The sequence below is a fragment of the Paraburkholderia sp. 40 genome, from assembly GCF_050434105.1.
GTDB lineage: Bacteria > Pseudomonadota > Gammaproteobacteria > Burkholderiales > Burkholderiaceae > Paraburkholderia > Paraburkholderia tuberum.
In genome coordinates this window covers 2,161,142-2,177,628 of sequence record NZ_JBNPVY010000004.1, presented here as the reverse complement: position 1 = coordinate 2,177,628, position 16,487 = coordinate 2,161,142, and the positions used below count along the sequence as shown (strand labels likewise).

The following is a 16,487-nucleotide window of genomic DNA, read 5'->3' as shown; positions in this document are numbered from 1 at the left end:
GCTCACCGTGTCACAGCTTACTTTCGCAACTCCGCCACGAAGTCGTAGTAATCGTTGCGGCAGTACGTGTCCGTCAGTTCGATCGCGCGCTGATCCGCCGTATAACCCACGCGCGTGATCAACAGCAACGCCTCGTTCGGTGCGATGCTCATTTGCTGCGCGATCTCGTCGCTCGCGTTCACCGCGCGGAAGTGCTGCAACGCGCGCACGATCGTCAGTCCGCGATTCTCCAGATACGTGTACAGCGAGTCGCCGATCGCTTGTGGATCGGGAATCACCGCGGCCGGGAACGTCGAATTCTCGACCGCCATCACGATGCCGTCGGCGAGCCGCAGCCGCCGCAGCCGCGTGACCGCGGCGGCCGGCGACAGCCCCAGCTGGATCACCTCGTCGCGATTGGCCGGCGAGATTTCGCGCGACAGCCACTTCGAACTAGGCGTGAAGCCGCGCCGCCGCAGCATTTCGCTGAAGCTCGACAGACGCGACAACGGATCTTCGTAGCGCGGCGTGATGAAGCTACCCGCGCCTTGGGTGCGGCGGATCAAACCCTGCTCCACGAGCAGCGCGATCGCCTTGCGCGACGTGATGCGCGACACGCCGAGCGCCTCCGACAGCACGCGCTCCGAAGGCAGCGCCTCGCCGGCGTTCCAGCGGTTTTCGTGGATCGCGCTGCCGAGCTTGCGGGCAAGTTGCAGATAGAGCGGCGTGTCGTTTTCCGGGTCCGGGCGCAGGTCGCGCCAGCGGTCTTCCGAGGCAGAGGTCATGGGGCTCACGCAAGATGGGCAAGCAGCAATTTTAAAACATCGGCGCGTCCCGTTATAGCTGGCTTTTGCCAGGCGCGCCGTTGTGAGGCCGCGGAGCCGTTAAACTCGTCGCCAGGTTTTTAGTAGCATGCGTTGCGTGATGAGGCGGCGGGCCAGCGCATCGCATCTGGATCGAGCCACTTTCGAGGAGTCAGCATGACGAGCGAGATCGCAAGCGTGAGCCTGCCGGGCGGCGAGCGCATGCCAGCACTGGGGCAGGGCACGTGGGAAATGGGCGAGCAGCGGGCACGACGCGCGGCGGAAATCGATGCGCTGCGCTGCGGCATCGAACTCGGCATGACGCTGATCGATACCGCCGAAATGTACGGCGACGGCGCGACCGAGTCGCTGCTCGGCGAAGCGCTCGCGGGTTTGCGCGACAAGGTGTTTCTGGTCAGCAAGGTGTATCCCCACAACGCCAGCCGGCGCGGCGTGATCGCCGCGTGCGAGCAGAGCCTGAAGCGTCTGAAAACGGACCGGCTCGATCTGTATCTGCTGCACTGGCGTGGCTCGGTGCCGCTCGCGGACACCGTCGACGGCTTCGAGGCGCTGCGGCGCGCGGGCAAGATCCGTCACTGGGGCGTCAGCAACTTCGATACCGACGACATGGAAGAACTCGTCGCGACGCCAGGCGGCGACGCGTGCGCGACCAACCAGATTCTGTACAACGTGGCGCGGCGCGGGCCGGAGTTCGATCTGTTGCCGTGGCTCGCCGCGCGCGGCATGCCGGCGATGGCGTACAGCCCGGTCGATCATGCGCGGCTGCCGAAACGCTCGCCGCTCGACGATATCGCCGACGCGCGCGGCGTCTCGGTGTTTCAGGTGGCGCTCGCGTGGGTGCTGGGCAAGCCCAATGTGTGCGCGATTCCGAAGGCGGCGCGCGTCGAGCATGTGCGCGACAACCATCGCGCGTCGCAACTGGTGCTGGAAGCCGGCGAACTCGCCGCGCTCGACGCGTACTTCAAGCCGCCGCGCGGCAAGCGTGCACTGGAGATCTTGTAAGCGCAGGCGCGGCCGCCGTCCGTTGCGGAACGGCGGCGCGCGAGGCTCGACGCGCTGTGGGCGTCGATGACGCCGCTCGTGCTGAGGCGGCGCTCAGGTGCAGGGATGGTGCTGATGCACGGAGCCGAGCACGGCGACTTCGGCGGGGGTGTGCTGCAGCGCGTCGTCCGGCACCTGGGTGGCATCGGCGAGGAAGTCGTCGACGATCGACGACACCGCCACGTCGCGCAGGCATAGCGACACGCGCTGCGTTTCGTTGGCGGGGAGGGTTGCTCGTTGCGAGAGGAACAGCACGCCGTATTGATAGCCGTGGATGATGCCGCGGATCGCGCCGACGCATTGCCCTTGCGCGACGTTGTCGTGGCGCTGTTTGCAGCTCTGGACCAGCGAGTAGGCGGAGAAGCTCGGGTCGACCGGTGGCGCCGCTTGCGACAAGGTTTGCGCCATTGGCTGCGCGGGTGTTTGCGCATTGGCGAGCGATGCGAGGCCCAGGGCGGCAGCCGCCAGCACGGCGGCTGCCGTGCGAGTCGCGGAGGGGGGGACGCTTCTATGCATGTTGTGGGCCCTCATATCGAACGATGAATTTGATATGAGGCGGTCGTCTCGGATTGGTTCCATAACACTCGCACGCAATGGAGGTTGTGTTCCCGCCGCTCGCGGTGCGGTTCGCGCGATGGCGCGAGGCGCGGCGCGCGCGCTCTCCGAGCCATTCCGTCAGCGCACGCCGAAGGCGGGCGGGCCGCTCCGACCGGCCTCCGGCGGTGACGCCCGACCGGGGGATCGGGACATCACCGCCGTTGCCAGCGGATAGCGGACAGTATGCCGGGACATGTCGCCGGCGGGTAGGGCGCGGGGGCCCCTACCCGGGGCAACGGGCGACGCCTGGTGCCCGTTCCCGCCACCGTTGCCACTGCCGCCGCTGCCGCCACCCTTGCCTCCGTGACCGCCGCCGAAGCCTCCGCCAAAGCCTCCGCCGAACCCGCCACCGAAGCCACCACCGAAGCCACCACCATTCGCACCGCCGCGCCGCCATGACCGCTGCCGTTGCCACTGCCGCCGCCGAGCCGCCCGCAGCCCGGACCGCCGAGCCCGCCGCAGCCGGCCGGCGCGAACACCGAGGCGGCGTCGTCGGCGGCTGTGGCCGTGCCAGCCTCGGCGCCGGTCGCCGCGCCGTCGTTCTGCACGAGCAGCAGCGGCGTTGAATCGCCGGGTTGCGCCCGCGACGCGTCGGTCAGCACAATCCAGCGAGGGATCACGTCGGTCGACGTCCCGTACGCGGTCCCGCCCGCCAACACCGCGAGGACCACCGCGCCGCGCATCATTGCACAGTAGTACTGATCTGATTTTCCGGTCTTCATCGCGCGTCTCCAGAGCGAAGGACGGTACCTCGCTGCCGCCTTCGCGGGTCGCCCCAGCGGCGGCCGACCTGTCTGCACGCGGGTCTTGTCGAACCCCCGGTCCGTTGTGTCGAAGTTGTCCGTGCGTCGCTGCCGTGCTGATCGCGCGAGGTCGCGCCATCGCGTGGTGACGCTCGTCGTGCGGATATGCGCGGCGTTGCGCGCCCGGTTTGGCTTCGAATCGCTGGCTGTTAATTTAGCGATATCCATGCCACACGCCGCAAAGCCTTGAAGCGACACGGGCGATATCGGGATGTGCGATGCGCACGCCGGAAAAACGCCTCAAAACGTTGCGACGATGAAACGCGCGGACGCAAAAGCGTGTTCCGACGCGGGATTCGTTAAGAGGGGCGGTGTGCGTCGATGAGGTTCGAGTCGAGGCTAGCTGGCGTTTTCCGACGCATCGTCGGAATTGCCGCCATACGTCGGGTCGCTCGCGTTGTCGTCGCGCGGCTCGTTTTGCAGCTCGCGAAGTGTGGCGACCGGAATATGGCAGCGAATCCGGTGCGCGGAAGACGAATCGGCGGCGCCGTCCGCGTCGAGAAACGGCGGGTCCTGCTGCTCGCAGATCGCGCCGAGCTTACGTGGACAGCGCGTGTGAAACACGCAGCCCGACGGCATCGCGCCGGGCCCGGGCAACTCGCCGGTGAGACGGATACGCGTACGTTGATGCATCTCGCCGGACGCGCCGTCGCCCGGCAGCGTCGGCACGGCGGACAGCAGCGCCTCGGTATAGGGATGCTGCGGTCCATCCAACACGGCCGCCGCCGGGCCGATTTCGAGCAGCCGGCCGAGGTAGAGCACCGCGATGCGATCCGACACATAGCGGACCACGTGCAGATCGTGCGAGATGAATACGTAGCTGACGCCGCGCTCGCGCTGCAGATCGGCGAGCAGGTTCAGAATCGCGGCCTGCACCGACACGTCGAGCGATGAAGTCGGCTCATCGCACACGACGACGCGTGGTTCCCCGGCGAACGCGCGCGCGATCGCGACGCGCTGCTTGAGTCCGCCCGAAAGCTGGCGTGAACGTGCGTCCAGATAGCGCTCGGGCAGCCGCACGGCGTCCGTCAGCGTGGCGAGCCGTGCGTCGATCTCGGGCCCGCGCAGCGCGGTGAAGCGCGCGAGCGCACGGCCGATCAGCCGCTTGACCGAATGCGCTCGATTGAGCGCCGAGTCCGGATTCTGGAATACGATCTGCAGCGATTTCAGCTGCTCGTCGCTGCGTCGTGTGACGCGCGCGGCGAGCGGGGCGCCGTCGAGTTCGAGCACGCTGCCGGCATCGGGTGCGATCAGGCCGAGCAGTAGTCGCGCGAGCGTTGTCTTGCCGCTGCCCGATTCGCCGACGAGGCCGAGCGTCTCGCCGCTCGCGAGTTCGAGCGACACGTCGTCGACCGCGCGCAGCGGGACGCCCGATACGTGGAATGTTTTCGACAGGTTCCGAGCGCGCAAGACCGGCGCAGAGGGCGCGCGCGGCGCCGCGTTGGATGATGCGGCCGCCACCGGCGCCGCGCTCGATGTCGCACGCGGCAGTTCGATCGCACGCTCGTGATAGTGGCAGCGCGCCATCTGATCGCCATGCCGGGCGCCGAGGCGATAGGGCGGCGGCGCGTCGCGGCGGCAGCGCTCGTCGGCGAGACGGCAACGCTCCGCATAGATGCAGCCCTGCGTGACCGAGCCCGGCAGAGGCAGGCCGCCCGCGATCGTATCGAGCCGCTCGCTGTCCTTGCTGCGTCCGGCCGTCGGCAGGCAGCGCAGCAACCCGACCGTGTACGGATGACGCGGCCGTGCGAACACGTCCTGAGTCGCGCCTTCCTCGACCAGCTTGCCCGCGTACAGCACGCCGACGCGTTCGCACATGCGGCCGATCACCGCGAGGTTGTGGCTGATGAACAGCACCGCGGTGCCGAGTTCCTCGCGCAACTGTGCGACGAGGTCGAGCACTTCCGCTTCGACGGTCGCGTCGAGGCCGGTGGTCGGTTCGTCGAGAATCAGCAGCGCGGGGTTCGACGCGAGCGCCATCGCGATCACGACGCGCTGCTGCATGCCGCCCGACAATTGATGCGGATAGCTGTTCATCACGCGCTCGGGCGCCGCGATGCGGACGCGTTTGAGTATCTCGAGCGTGCGTTGCAGCGCCTCGTCGCGCGCGACGCCGGCCGCCTCGAATGCTTCGGAAACCTGACGGGCGATCGTCAGCGATGGATTCAGTGCGCGCCCCGGGTCCTGGTAGACCATCGAGACGGTCGTCGCACGCATGCTGCGCAGGGCGTCGGCACCCAGCTTCTGCACGTCCTCACCGGCGATTACGATCTTGCCGGCCTTCACCTTGCCATTGCGCGGCAGATAGCGCAGCGTCGCCATTGCCACGGTCGACTTGCCGCAACCGGATTCGCCGACGAGCCCATACGCCTCGCCGCGTCGCACGCGAAACGATACGTCCTGCAGCACTTCGCGATCGCGTCCGCGGATCCGGTAGGTGACCGTCAGGCCGACCACGGTCAGCGCATCGGTGCGATCGCTTTTCGACACGTCGAACGCGGCGAACGAGGAGGGTGGTGGGCCGTTCATTGGTCGAGCACTCCCTGCACGCCATCGGCGATCAGATTGACGCCGACCACCAGTGACGCGATCGCGCCCGCCGCGAACACGACGGTCCACCACGCGCCGCCCGCCATCAACGTGTACGACTCGGACAGCGCGAGCCCCCAGTCGGCCGACGGCGGCTGGATGCCGAAGCCGAGGAACGACAGCGTCGCGACCGCGAAGATCGCATAGCCGAGCCGCACCGTTGCTTCGACGACGATCGGCGGCAGCACGTTCGGCAGGATCTCCGCGAACATGATGTACGGCGCGCGTTCGCCGCGCAGCTGCGCGGCGGCCACATAGTCGAGATGCCGCTCTGCGAACACGGCGGCGCGCACGGTGCGGGCTGTTATCGGGGTGAAGGTGGTGCCGATCACGAGAATCACCGTGAAGTTCGACGCACCGACCGCGGCGAGCGCGAGCAGCGCGACGATCACGAGCGGCAGCGCGAGCACCGCGTCGATCATGCGGCCGATCACGTCGTCGACCCAGCCGTCGAAGTAGCCGACCAGTAGGCCGAGCGCGGTGCCCGCCGCGGTGCCGAGCAGTGTCGCGAGCGGCGCGATCGTCAGGATGTCGCGCGCGCCGACGATCACGCGCGAGAATACGTCGCGGCCGAGCTGATCGGTGCCGAACCAGTGCGTGCGATCGGGCGGCGTCAGCGAATTGAGCGGATCGGACGCGTACGGATCGAGATGCACGAACCACGGCCCGGCGATCGCGCAGACGATCCACCACGCGACGATCAGCGCGCCCACGATGAAGGTCGGCGAACCGAGGAGCAGGAGCAGGCGCGGGAAACGCGGCTCGGAGCCCGGTGCGCCTGGCGCGGGCGAGCCTGGTGGTGTCGATGAAGCCGGCGGCACGGTCGTATTCATTCGGCGGTCCTCACCCGCAGTCGCGGATTGAGCAGCACGTGCAGCGCATCGGCGACCAGATTCGCGAGCGTATAGACGACGCCGATCGTCAGTACGCCCGCTTCGAGCATTGGAAAGTCCTTCGCCTTGGCGGCGTTGTAGATCAGTGAGCCGATGCCCTGGTAGTGGAACAGCGTCTCGACCACCACGAGTCCGCCAATCATGTAGCCGAGTTGGGTGGCGGCGACGGTGATCGTCGGCAGCAGCGCATTGCGCAGCACGTGCCGCCAGATCACGACGTGGCGCGGCAGGCCCTTGAGGATGGCGGTGCGCGTGTAGTCGGCGTCGAGCGCTTCGACGGTGCCCGCGCGTGCCATTCGCGCGATGTAGCCGAAGAACACGAGGACGAGCGGCAGCACCGGCAGCACCAGATGCCGCAGCTGTTCGAGCACGCTCGCATCGGGCGGATATGAGGCCTCGATGGGCAGCCAGCGCAGCCACACGCCGAACACGAGAATCAGCACGATCGACGACACGAACTCCGGCACCACGGTCGCCGACAGCCCGGCGATGCTGATCGTGCGATCGAGCCAGCGCCCCGCATGCATCGCCGACCACACGCCGCCCGCGATGCCGAGCGGCACGACGACGATGAACGCGAGCAGACCGAGCTTCGCCGAATGCCCGAGCGCATCGGCGATGAACGGCCTGACCGGTTCGCGATACGCGTACGACAGCCCCATGTTGCCGCGCACGAAATGCGTGATCCAGTCGATGTATTGCGTGAGCAGCGGCCGGTCGGCGCCGAGCTGATGATCGAGCGCGGCGACCGCGCGCGCATCGGCGAGCGGCCCGAGCACCGCGCGGCCGATATCGCCGGGCAGCAGCTGGCCGCCCGCGAACACGATCACCGACAGCAGCCACAGCGTGATCAGCGAAAGACCCGCGCGCGTCGCGAGAAAACGCGCGACGCGGCCCGCGTTGCCGTTCGTCGCGCGCGGCGGACGCGATGTATTCGAGGCGGGAGAGGGCGCCGGAGCCGACATCGTGAGTTCTCCTGCGAAAAGCGAGACGGACAGCGCACTGCTTACGCGCTGAGCGTCGCGCGATCGAAATACAGTTGCGCGAGCGCAGTGAAGCGCACGCCGTTCACGCCCTTGCGCATCGCGATCAGCTGATCGTAGAAGAACGGGATGATCAGCGGCGTTTCGTCGAGCAATAGCGTCTGGATCTGCCCGGAGATTTTCTTTTGCGTGGCGAGATCGATCGCCGCGACGAACTGCGCGACCAGTTGATCGTATTGCGGATTCTTGAAGTGCGCGGCGTTCCATGTGCCGTTGCTCGTCAGCGTCGCGTTGAGGAACACGTTCGGCACGCCGCGATGGCCGTAATCGGTGATGCCGAGCGGCGAGTCGAGCCAGTCGGATTTGCCCGGCGTGCCCGCGCCGTAGTAGAGCGATTGGCTCTCGACCTTCAGATTGATGCGCACGCCGATCGCCTTCGCGGCGTTCTGCACGACGACTGCGAGGTCGGGGATCTCCATGTATTTTTCGGTGGTCAGCGTGACGTCGAAACCATTCGGCACGCCGGCCTGCGCGAGCAGCTGCTTCGCCTTCGCGACGTCGATTTTGCGTTGCGGCACGCCCGCATCCGACGATGGAAACACCGGCGCGAACGGGCTGTCGTTGCCGAGTTGTGCGCGACCCTTGAAGAGACCACGCACGATCACGTCGCGATCGAGCGACAACGCGAGTGCCTGACGCACGCGCTTGTCCTTGAAGAGCGGGCTGTCGTTGCGCATGTGAATCTGGCGGTGCGCGCTCGACTTGACGCCGACCGCCTTGTAGTCCGGATTGTTCAGGATGGCCGCGCCGCCCTGCACGGTGAACGTGCCCATCACGTCGGCCTGATGGCCTTGCAACGCGAGCAGTTGAGCCTGCTCGTCGGCGTAGAACGAAAACTGTACGCGTTGCGGTAACGCTTTTTCGCCCCAGTAGTCGGGATTGCGCACGAACGACGCGCCAACCTTCGGCCGATACTTTTCGAATTTGAACGGACCCGTGCCGATGAAACTCTTTTCGTAGTTGCCCGCGAAGTTCGCAGGCAGGATCACCGCGTTGTAATTATCCGAGGAAACGTAGTACGGGAAATTGCCGGTCGGCGCGTCGAGATGAAACTCCACCGTGTGTTCGTCGACGACCTTCGCGCCGCCTTTCGACAGCACGCCCTTTAGTACCGATAGCGCGGCCGAGCCGCTCGCGGGATCGGCGAGACGGTCGAAGGTCGAGACCACGTCTTTCGCGCCGAAGCTCTGGCCGTCGTGGAATTTCACGTTCTGGCGCAGTTTGAAGGTCCACACGTCGCCCTTGTCGTTCGGCTTCCACGACAGCGCGAGCGCGGGCTTCAGCATCAGCTTCTCGCCGTCGTCGTCGATCAGGAATTCGCCGGTCTGGTTCAGCAGCGCGAGACTCGCGGCGTCAGTCACCGTCAGCGGATCGACGGCGCCCGCTGGCGTCAGATGCGCGACGCGGATCGTCTGGTTCGACGTGGGCGGTGCACCTTGCGCCCGCGCTCGCGGCGCGCCGAGCAGGCCGCCACCCGCGAGCGACAGACCGATCACGCTCGCATGTCGTAGCAGTTCGCGGCGCGTGATGCGGCCGGCGACAAACTCGTCGAGGGCGTGGTTGCCGTAGGCGTCGGCTGTGAGGCGGGCTGCGTCCAATGCGTCAGGTGCGAGAAATCGGTCCGCTGGCGTTTTCATCGATGGCGTGTCCAACCCGTTCTGTTGCTGGTTCGGAGGCGTCGCGCGAGCCGCGTGACGCCGCGAGGGGCAGCGCGCCTTCCGATGGGCGGCTGGATGTGGTGGGGCCGCTATCGCGAATGGGCAACGCTGTGCAGAGCGGTCTCAGTGTAAGCGATTGCTCGCGGCTCTGGCGCACCGGGGGCCCGCCGCGCTAGTCGATCGGCCGATAAATGACGCGCGGTGTGTCGTCGTCACAACGGTTACCGGACGCGTGCTCGCGAGGGGCGGCCGCGATTGTGGACGGATTGGCGGAGCAACACGGTGCGAAATGCGGTTTCGAACTCCACAAGGTGGAACTCTCAAAGAAACCTACGGTGTAGATCGGTTTCTCGGTAGGCCAGGTCAAGCAAGAGAAAGCTGATTTCTTCGGCGGCCTCATCGGCCATTCGATACGGGGCGGTGTGCTCTTGAATAAGCCCGATCTGCGTTGAGGTGCCGCGCGGCCGGGATGGCAGCTTCGAACCGATGCTGATGCGCAAGCACGACCGACGCTTCACATGCTTCGACGACAGGACCAGTGAAGGTCCGCGGAAGACGCTGAGCTACGAAACGTCAGCCGAACGGTTCGAGCAGAGATTTCTACGGAGACCTCATGGACAGTCTTCATGAGGAGATTGTCCTATGCATTCCGTCGCTTGTGTCGAATGAGCTTTTCCCGTGGCCACTTATCGTGCCGCCGTATCCGGCCGTCTCCAGCGATGAAACAGCACCGAGCCGATCCAGCACGCCATGAAGGCCGCGACGATCGCATAGCCGAGCGCGCCGAAATGATCGTTGATTCCGACGATGGCATCCGGCACCCCGCCGCTCCAGCCGAAGCGATCCGACAGCAGCCCCAGCGCCTCGGCGCCGCCAATCACGATCGCGACCATCGCCGACACGAACGTGATGCTCGCGTTGTAGTAAAGCTTGCGCTTCGGGTCGTCCATCGCCCAGCCGTACGCGTGCACCATCAGCACGTTGTCGGTCGAATCGACAAGCGTCATGCCGGCCGTGAAGAGCGCCGGGAACACGAGGATCGAATAGAGCGGCAGGCCAGTGCTGGCCTGCGACGCAGCGATCGCGAGCAGGCCGATCTCGGTCGCGGTGTCGAAGCCGAGACCGAACAGCACGCCGACCGGATACATGTGCCAGCTTTTCGTGACCAGCCGAAACAGCGGCCGCAATGCGCGCGACAGCAGCCCGGCTGGGGCGAGCGCATCGGCTGACGCTGTAGTCGCAACGTCGCCACGTTGCGTGTGCCGGTAGCGGCGCCACACGTCGCGCAGGACCACTAGATTGACCGCCGCGAGCACCAGCAGGAACGACGCGGAAACCAGTGTCCCGAGCGTGCCACCAACTTCCTTGAAGCTTTCGAAGCGCCCATTCAGCGAATGCGTGGTCCAGGCGATGCCGATCGTCGCCGCGATCACGATCGTCGAATGGCCGAGCGAAAACGCGAGCCCGATCCCGACCGGTCGCATGCCGGTTTGCATCAGCTTGCGCGTAACGGCATCGATCGCCGCGATGTGGTCGGCGTCGACCGCATGACGCAGACCGAAGCCATACGCGAGCAGCGCGGTGCCGAGCAGCAGCGGGTAGTGGCGAAACGCGATTAGCGCCCACAGCCATGCGCCGAGGTTGGCGGCGAGCAGCACCGCGTAGAGCGCGACGAGGCGAGGGCGCAGCGAGGCGTTAGGCGTCATGTGACACGAGCGGATGAATGGATAGGTTGATGAGCGGCTTAGTGATCGTGCGGATGCTTGTGGATCGGATCGACCCAGTAGACCGTTTCCGGCTGCTCCACCGCGTCGATGTTCAAATTGACGACGACCGCTTCATTGTCGCTGCGCACGAGCACGCATTCGAGCGGCTCGTCGGTGCTCGCGTTGATCTCCTGATGCGGCACATAGGGCGGCACGAAGATGAAGTCGCCGGGACCGGCCTCGGCGGTGAATTCCAGATGCTCGCCCCAGCGCATGCGCGCCTGGCCGCGCACAACGTAGATCACGCTTTCGAGCGCGCCATGATGATGCGCGCCGGTCTTCGCATTCGGATGGATCGTCACGGTGCCGGCCCAGATTTTCTGCGCGCCGACGCGCGCCGCGTTGATCGCGGCCGCGCGGTTCATGCCCGGCGTTTGCGCGGTGTTGGTGTCGAGCTGATCGCCGCGGATAACCTTCACGCCGTGTTCGCGCCAGTCGATCTGCTGGCTGGCTTCGGCGGCTTCGTGCTCGGCCCGGTAATGCGGATGTTCATGATCGTGGCTCATCGTGTCTCCTCCTCGGCTGGCGTGCCGCGTTCGAGTCATTCCCTTCGGTCTTACGATTCAGGCGCGTGCCGCATGGCTGATCAACATTCTGGCACGTTCAAAAAACGGGTGCGTGGCTCGACGATGCAAACGGCGCCATAAAAAAAGCCCGCTCACAGGGAGCGGGCTTCGGCTTGTCGCGCTCAACGCCGCCGCGTCAGCGTCATTGCTTCTTCGTGTTGATCACGGCCTCGGCGACATTGCTCGGCGTCTCGGCGTAATGCTTGAACTCCATCGTGTAGGTCGCGCGGCCTTGGGTGGCCGAGCGCAGCGACGTCGAATAGCCGAACATCTCGGCGAGCGGCACCTCCGCGCGCACCAGCTTGCCGCCGCCGCCCGCGATGTCTTCCATGCCCTGCACCATGCCGCGCCGGCTCGACAGGTCGCCCATCACGTTGCCCATGAAGTCCTCGGGCGTTTCCACCTCGACGGCCATCATCGGTTCGAGCAGGATGGGCTTCGCCTTGCGCATCGCTTCCTTGAACGCTATCGAGCCGGCCATGCGGAACGCGTTTTCGTTCGAGTCGACGTCGTGGTACGAACCGAAGGTCAGCGTGACCTTCACGTCGACGACCGGATAGCCCGCGAGCACGCCGGCTTTCAGCGTTTCCACGATGCCCTTGTCGACCGCGGGGATGAATTCGCGCGGAATCACGCCGCCCTTGATCGCGTCTACGAATTCGTAGCCCTTGCCCTGCTCGGACGGCTCCAGCGTAATCACCGCGTGGCCATACTGACCGCGGCCGCCCGACTGCTTGACGAACTTGCCTTCGACGTCCTCGACCTTGTTGCGCACGGTTTCGCGATACGCGACCTGCGGCTTGCCGACGGTCGCTTCCACGCCGAACTCGCGCTTCATCCGGTCGACCAGAATTTCGAGGTGCAGCTCGCCCATGCCGGAGATGATCGTCTGTCCGGATTCCTCATCGGTCTGCACGCGGAACGACGGGTCTTCCTGCGCGAGACGGTTCAGCGCGATGCCCATCTTTTCCTGGTCGGCCTTGGTCTTCGGTTCGACAGCCTGCGAGATCACCGGGTCCGGGAAGATCATCTTTTCAAGGATGATCACATGATCAGGATCGCAGAGCGTGTCGCCGGTGGTCGCTTCCTTCAGGCCGACGGCCGCGGCGATGTCGCCCGCGTAGACCTCCTTGATTTCCTTGCGCTCGTTCGCGTGCATCTGCAGGATCCGGCCGAGGCGTTCCTTCTTTTCCTTGACCGCGTTGTAGACCGTGTCGCCCGAATTGACGACGCCCGAGTACACGCGGAAGAAGATCAGCTGACCGACGAACGGATCGGTCATGATCTTGAAGGCGAGCGCCGAGAACGGATCGTCGTCGTTGGGATGACGCTCGATTTCCTTGTCGTGCTCGTCGTGACCGGTGATCGCGGGCACGTCGACCGGCGACGGCAGATAGTCGATCACCGCGTCGAGCATCGCCTGCACGCCCTTGTTCTTGAACGCGCTGCCGCACAACATCGGCACGATCTCGTTGGCGATCGTGCGCGCGCGGATGCCGTGCTTGATTTCGGCTTCGCTCAGCGGTTCGCCGCCGAGGTACTTCTCGAGCAGTTCCTCGTTCGCCTCGGCCGCGGCCTCGACCATCTTGTCGTGCCATTCCTTCGCGGTGGCCGCGAGTTCAGCCGGGATGTCGCGGTACTCGAACTTGATGCCCTGGCTGTCGTCGTCCCAGTAGATCGCCTTCATCTTGACGAGGTCGACCACGCCCTGGAAGTGCTCTTCCGCGCCGATCGGAATCTGGATCGGCACGGCGACCCCCTTCAGACGATCGCCGATCTGCCGCTGCACGCGGAAGAAGTCCGCGCCGACGCGGTCCATCTTGTTGACGAATGCGATGCGCGGCACCTTGTACTTGTTCGCCTGGCGCCACACGGTCTCCGATTGCGGCTGCACGCCGCCGACCGAGTCGTACACCATGCAGGCGCCGTCGAGCACGCGCATCGAGCGCTCGACTTCGATCGTGAAGTCGACGTGCCCGGGGGTGTCGATGATGTTGATCCGATGCTCGGGATAGTTGCCGGCCATGCCTTTCCAGAACGCGGTCGTGGCCGCCGACGTGATCGTGATGCCGCGCTCCTGCTCCTGTTCCATCCAGTCCATCGTCGCCGCACCGTCGTGAACCTCGCCGATCTTGTGGGTCACGCCGGTGTAGAACAGGATCCGTTCGGTAGTGGTGGTTTTGCCGGCATCGATGTGAGCGCTGATGCCGATATTCCGGTAGCGCTCGATGGGAGTCTTGCGGGGCACGTGAATCTCCTTGTAATGGCGCGCCTGAAACGCATGCCGGGCGACCGCGTGGGCCGCCCGGGGAGTCTGAGTGGTGCTTTATCTGGCGTTACCTTATCGAGATTACAAGGATAGCGCGTCGATTGGTCTTTTGCATGAATCCTGCCAGCCGGCGCGAAGGCTGGTGGCGCGGGGCTGAGCGGGCGAAAAAAAGCCGGCGCCTCGGGTTGAGACGCCGGCATTTCGCGGGACAGCGTGGCGGGACGGTGCCCCCGCTCAGAGGCCGCTCCGGGGCCATTTACGGGGCTGCACGGACACGCGGCCCGGCGGTGAGGGTCTTACTGCGTGATACCCGGCACCGGCGGTAAGCCCTGGATCTGCATGCCCGGCTTGATGCCCTTCGCCGAGAACCAGCCCTTGGGCATTTCCAGCGCGAACACGCCGTTGTGCGTCGGGCAGTGGTTGTTGGTGGTCTCGGCCTGCATCTCGTCGATGTCGGTGATCGTGCCGTCGGCGCGCATGAATGCGATCGACAGCGGGATCAGCGTGTTCTTCATCCAGAAGCAGTGGCCCGCGTTCTCGTTGAACACGAACAGCATCCCTTCGTTCGGCGCCAGCTTCGTGCGATACATCAAGCCCTGTTCGCGGTCCGCGTCGTTGGCGGCGACGGCCGCGTCGATCACGAACATGCCAGCGGTCAGCTTGACGCGCGGAAACTCGCTCGGCTGCTTGGCGCCCGGCGGCATCTGCTGCGCCTGGGCGGGAGCCGTGGTGACGACGAACGACAGCGCCGCGAGCGGCAGTGCTACGGCAATGGCGAAACGCGCCATCGACGAGCGCATGGAAAATCGCACGGCAAGACTCCTTGCTGAAATTGACTCGCGCATGTTACGCGAGCGCGTCAAAAACAAAAAGGCAGATCGCCTTGCGGTGATCTGCCTTACAACGCCGTAAGAACGGCAATGAAGCTGGTTCTTTACTGCGTTTTTACAAGCAACTTACTCCGAAGCTGCCGAAGCTGCAGCTGCTGCCTTCTTGTGCGACTTCTTGTGAGCGTGCTTGGTGGTCTTCTTTGCCGACGAAGCTGCTGCCGCCGGAGCTGCCGAAGCTGCTTCCGGTGCCGATGCTTGTGCGAATGCTGCCGTTGCGAAGAGGCCAGCGACCAGAGCGGCGATCAGTTTGTTCATTTTGTGAATCCTCAGCTTGAGTTAATTAACCAAATGACCCGGCATATGTAGAGTCATGTCGGTAAACGTGCCATCCACGTTTCGGTTGACAGCCGCATCGAACAAATTTTTCGACGCGTCTGCTAGCGCTCGGACTTTCGTACTCGCCGCGCGAAAACGGCGTATGCAAATGTCTTTAAGGCTGAATGCCGGATAGCTTCGGCGGCATCTGCGTCGGATAACGCGTGGAGTTGTACGGCGGTTGACGCGAATCGCGCGGAAATTTTGATCGTGATGACACGCGATCAAACCGCGTGGCGCAGGCTCGCGGCGAGCCCACTTGTTTCACGCATTTCGGGCCTGCGTTTCACGCATTATTTTGCGTGCTGCTACAACGAGTTAGCTTGATTGTCACAGCCGTGAAACGGATTTGGAGTGAGCACGTGCAGGCTGATTCGCGCGTGCGTGAGTTCGGTACGCGGTGTTGCGGCGATGAACGAACCATCGTCAAATCATGTTCAGGCGACGCCATCCCACGGCGCGTTCGCTCGCAACTCCGTGCTTTGTCCAGGTTGCAGTCCGAGTGAAAAAATGTCAAGCGCACCGATGCCGACGCGCACGAGACGCAGCGTCGGAAAACCCACCGCCGCCGTCATGCGACGCACCTGACGGTTCTTGCCTTCGGTGATCGACAGCTCGATCCATGTGGTCGGGATCGCGGCGCGATAGCGGATCGGCGGCGTGCGCGCCCACAGCGAGCTGGACGGCTCAACATAGGTCGCCTGACATGGGCGTGTCACGTAGTCGCCGAGATCGACGCCGCGCGCGAGCTTTTTCAACGCGGCGTCGTCGAGCGCGCCTTCGACTTGCGCCCAATAGCGTTTGACGAGCTTGTGACGCGGCTCGGCGATGCGCGCCTGCAGCGCGCCGTCGTCGGTGAGCAGCAGCAGGCCTTCGCTATCGGAGTCGAGCCGGCCGGCCGGATAGACGCCGGGTAGCCTGACCCAGTCGGCAAGCGACGTCCGCGTCTCGTGTGGCGAAAATTGACAGATGGTGCCGAACGGCTTGTTGAGGGCGAGAAGGCGCATAGGAGAGCGATACGGCAGAGCGATACGGCGCGATGATAATGCATAAACCGGGACGCAGATTCTTCTATCTTATAGAGGAGCGTGGCGCGTTCGAGAGGCCGTCTATGTTGGAAAACCCGGAGCGAGGGGCGGCCGCGTCGCGCGTGGGACGTGGGCTAGAATAGCGGCCAGGCCGCTCGCGACGGTTCGGCATTGCGCGGCGAGGGCGTCTCTTTCGCAGTCTCCCATCAGCTTTTGCACAGCTTTC

General features: G+C 65.2%; 14 protein-coding genes. 1 reads left to right on the top strand and 13 read right to left on the bottom strand.

Annotation, left to right across the window (positions count from 1 at the left end):
- Positions 1-17: 17 nt before the first annotated feature.
- The gene (locus OKW28_RS31810) at positions 18-764 is read right to left on the bottom strand and encodes a GntR family transcriptional regulator (protein WP_013090333.1); all 747 of its coding nucleotides are present in this window, start codon (positions 762-764) and stop codon (positions 18-20) included.
- Between the two features lie 195 nt (positions 765-959).
- On the opposite strand from OKW28_RS31810, the gene OKW28_RS31805 reads away from it, so the two are divergent.
- Positions 960-1,805, top strand: a complete 846-nt coding sequence (locus tag OKW28_RS31805) for an aldo/keto reductase (RefSeq protein ID WP_429451424.1) — start codon at positions 960-962, stop codon at positions 1,803-1,805.
- A 93-nt stretch (positions 1,806-1,898) separates the two neighbouring features.
- Here the strand turns inward: OKW28_RS31805 and OKW28_RS31800 are convergent, their stop codons facing one another.
- The 12 genes from OKW28_RS31800 to OKW28_RS31745 form a co-directional block, all read right to left on the bottom strand.
- Entirely contained in the window at positions 1,899-2,360 is a 462-nt protein-coding gene (locus tag OKW28_RS31800; RefSeq protein WP_429451422.1) for a Rap1a/Tai family immunity protein, read from the bottom strand.
- 233 nt (positions 2,361-2,593) lie between these two features.
- On the bottom strand, positions 2,594-3,412 hold the full coding sequence (locus OKW28_RS31795; protein ID WP_429451420.1) for a hypothetical protein: 819 nt from the start codon (positions 3,410-3,412) through the stop codon (positions 2,594-2,596).
- Positions 3,413-3,583: 171 nt separating this feature from the next.
- Complete coding sequence (locus OKW28_RS31790) at positions 3,584-5,773, bottom strand: ABC transporter ATP-binding protein (RefSeq protein WP_429451419.1); 2,190 nt, start codon at positions 5,771-5,773, stop codon at positions 3,584-3,586.
- The gene (locus OKW28_RS31785; protein ID WP_184006384.1) at positions 5,770-6,666 is read right to left on the bottom strand and encodes an ABC transporter permease; all 897 of its coding nucleotides are present in this window, start codon (positions 6,664-6,666) and stop codon (positions 5,770-5,772) included. Before OKW28_RS31785 ends, OKW28_RS31790 begins: the two co-directional genes overlap by 4 nt.
- Positions 6,663-7,691, bottom strand: a complete 1,029-nt coding sequence (locus tag OKW28_RS31780) for an ABC transporter permease (protein ID WP_429451417.1) — start codon at positions 7,689-7,691, stop codon at positions 6,663-6,665. The genes OKW28_RS31785 and OKW28_RS31780 overlap by 4 nt, the downstream gene beginning before the upstream one ends.
- Before the next feature lie 41 nt (positions 7,692-7,732).
- Entirely contained in the window at positions 7,733-9,406 is a 1,674-nt protein-coding gene (locus OKW28_RS31775; RefSeq protein WP_429451415.1) for an ABC transporter substrate-binding protein, read from the bottom strand.
- Between the two features lie 707 nt (positions 9,407-10,113).
- Positions 10,114-11,133: a HoxN/HupN/NixA family nickel/cobalt transporter gene (locus OKW28_RS31770; RefSeq protein ID WP_429451414.1), complete on the bottom strand. Its 1,020-nt coding sequence runs from the start codon at positions 11,131-11,133 to the stop codon at positions 10,114-10,116.
- 38 nt (positions 11,134-11,171) lie between these two features.
- The gene (locus tag OKW28_RS31765) at positions 11,172-11,699 is read right to left on the bottom strand and encodes a cupin domain-containing protein (RefSeq protein WP_429451413.1); all 528 of its coding nucleotides are present in this window, start codon (positions 11,697-11,699) and stop codon (positions 11,172-11,174) included.
- Positions 11,700-11,901: 202 nt separating this feature from the next.
- Positions 11,902-14,007: an elongation factor G gene (fusA, locus tag OKW28_RS31760; RefSeq protein WP_429451411.1), complete on the bottom strand. Its 2,106-nt coding sequence runs from the start codon at positions 14,005-14,007 to the stop codon at positions 11,902-11,904.
- A 317-nt stretch (positions 14,008-14,324) separates the two neighbouring features.
- Positions 14,325-14,840 carry a DUF192 domain-containing protein gene (locus tag OKW28_RS31755; RefSeq protein WP_184006379.1) on the bottom strand — a complete coding sequence of 172 codons (516 nt, stop codon included), beginning with the start codon at positions 14,838-14,840 and terminating at the stop codon, positions 14,325-14,327.
- A gap of 144 nt (positions 14,841-14,984) precedes the next feature.
- On the bottom strand, positions 14,985-15,173 hold the full coding sequence (locus OKW28_RS31750; protein WP_018421598.1) for a hypothetical protein: 189 nt from the start codon (positions 15,171-15,173) through the stop codon (positions 14,985-14,987).
- 497 nt (positions 15,174-15,670) lie between these two features.
- Entirely contained in the window at positions 15,671-16,240 is a 570-nt protein-coding gene (locus OKW28_RS31745; protein WP_429363122.1) for a pseudouridine synthase, read from the bottom strand.
- Between the last annotated feature and the right edge of the window lie 247 nt (positions 16,241-16,487).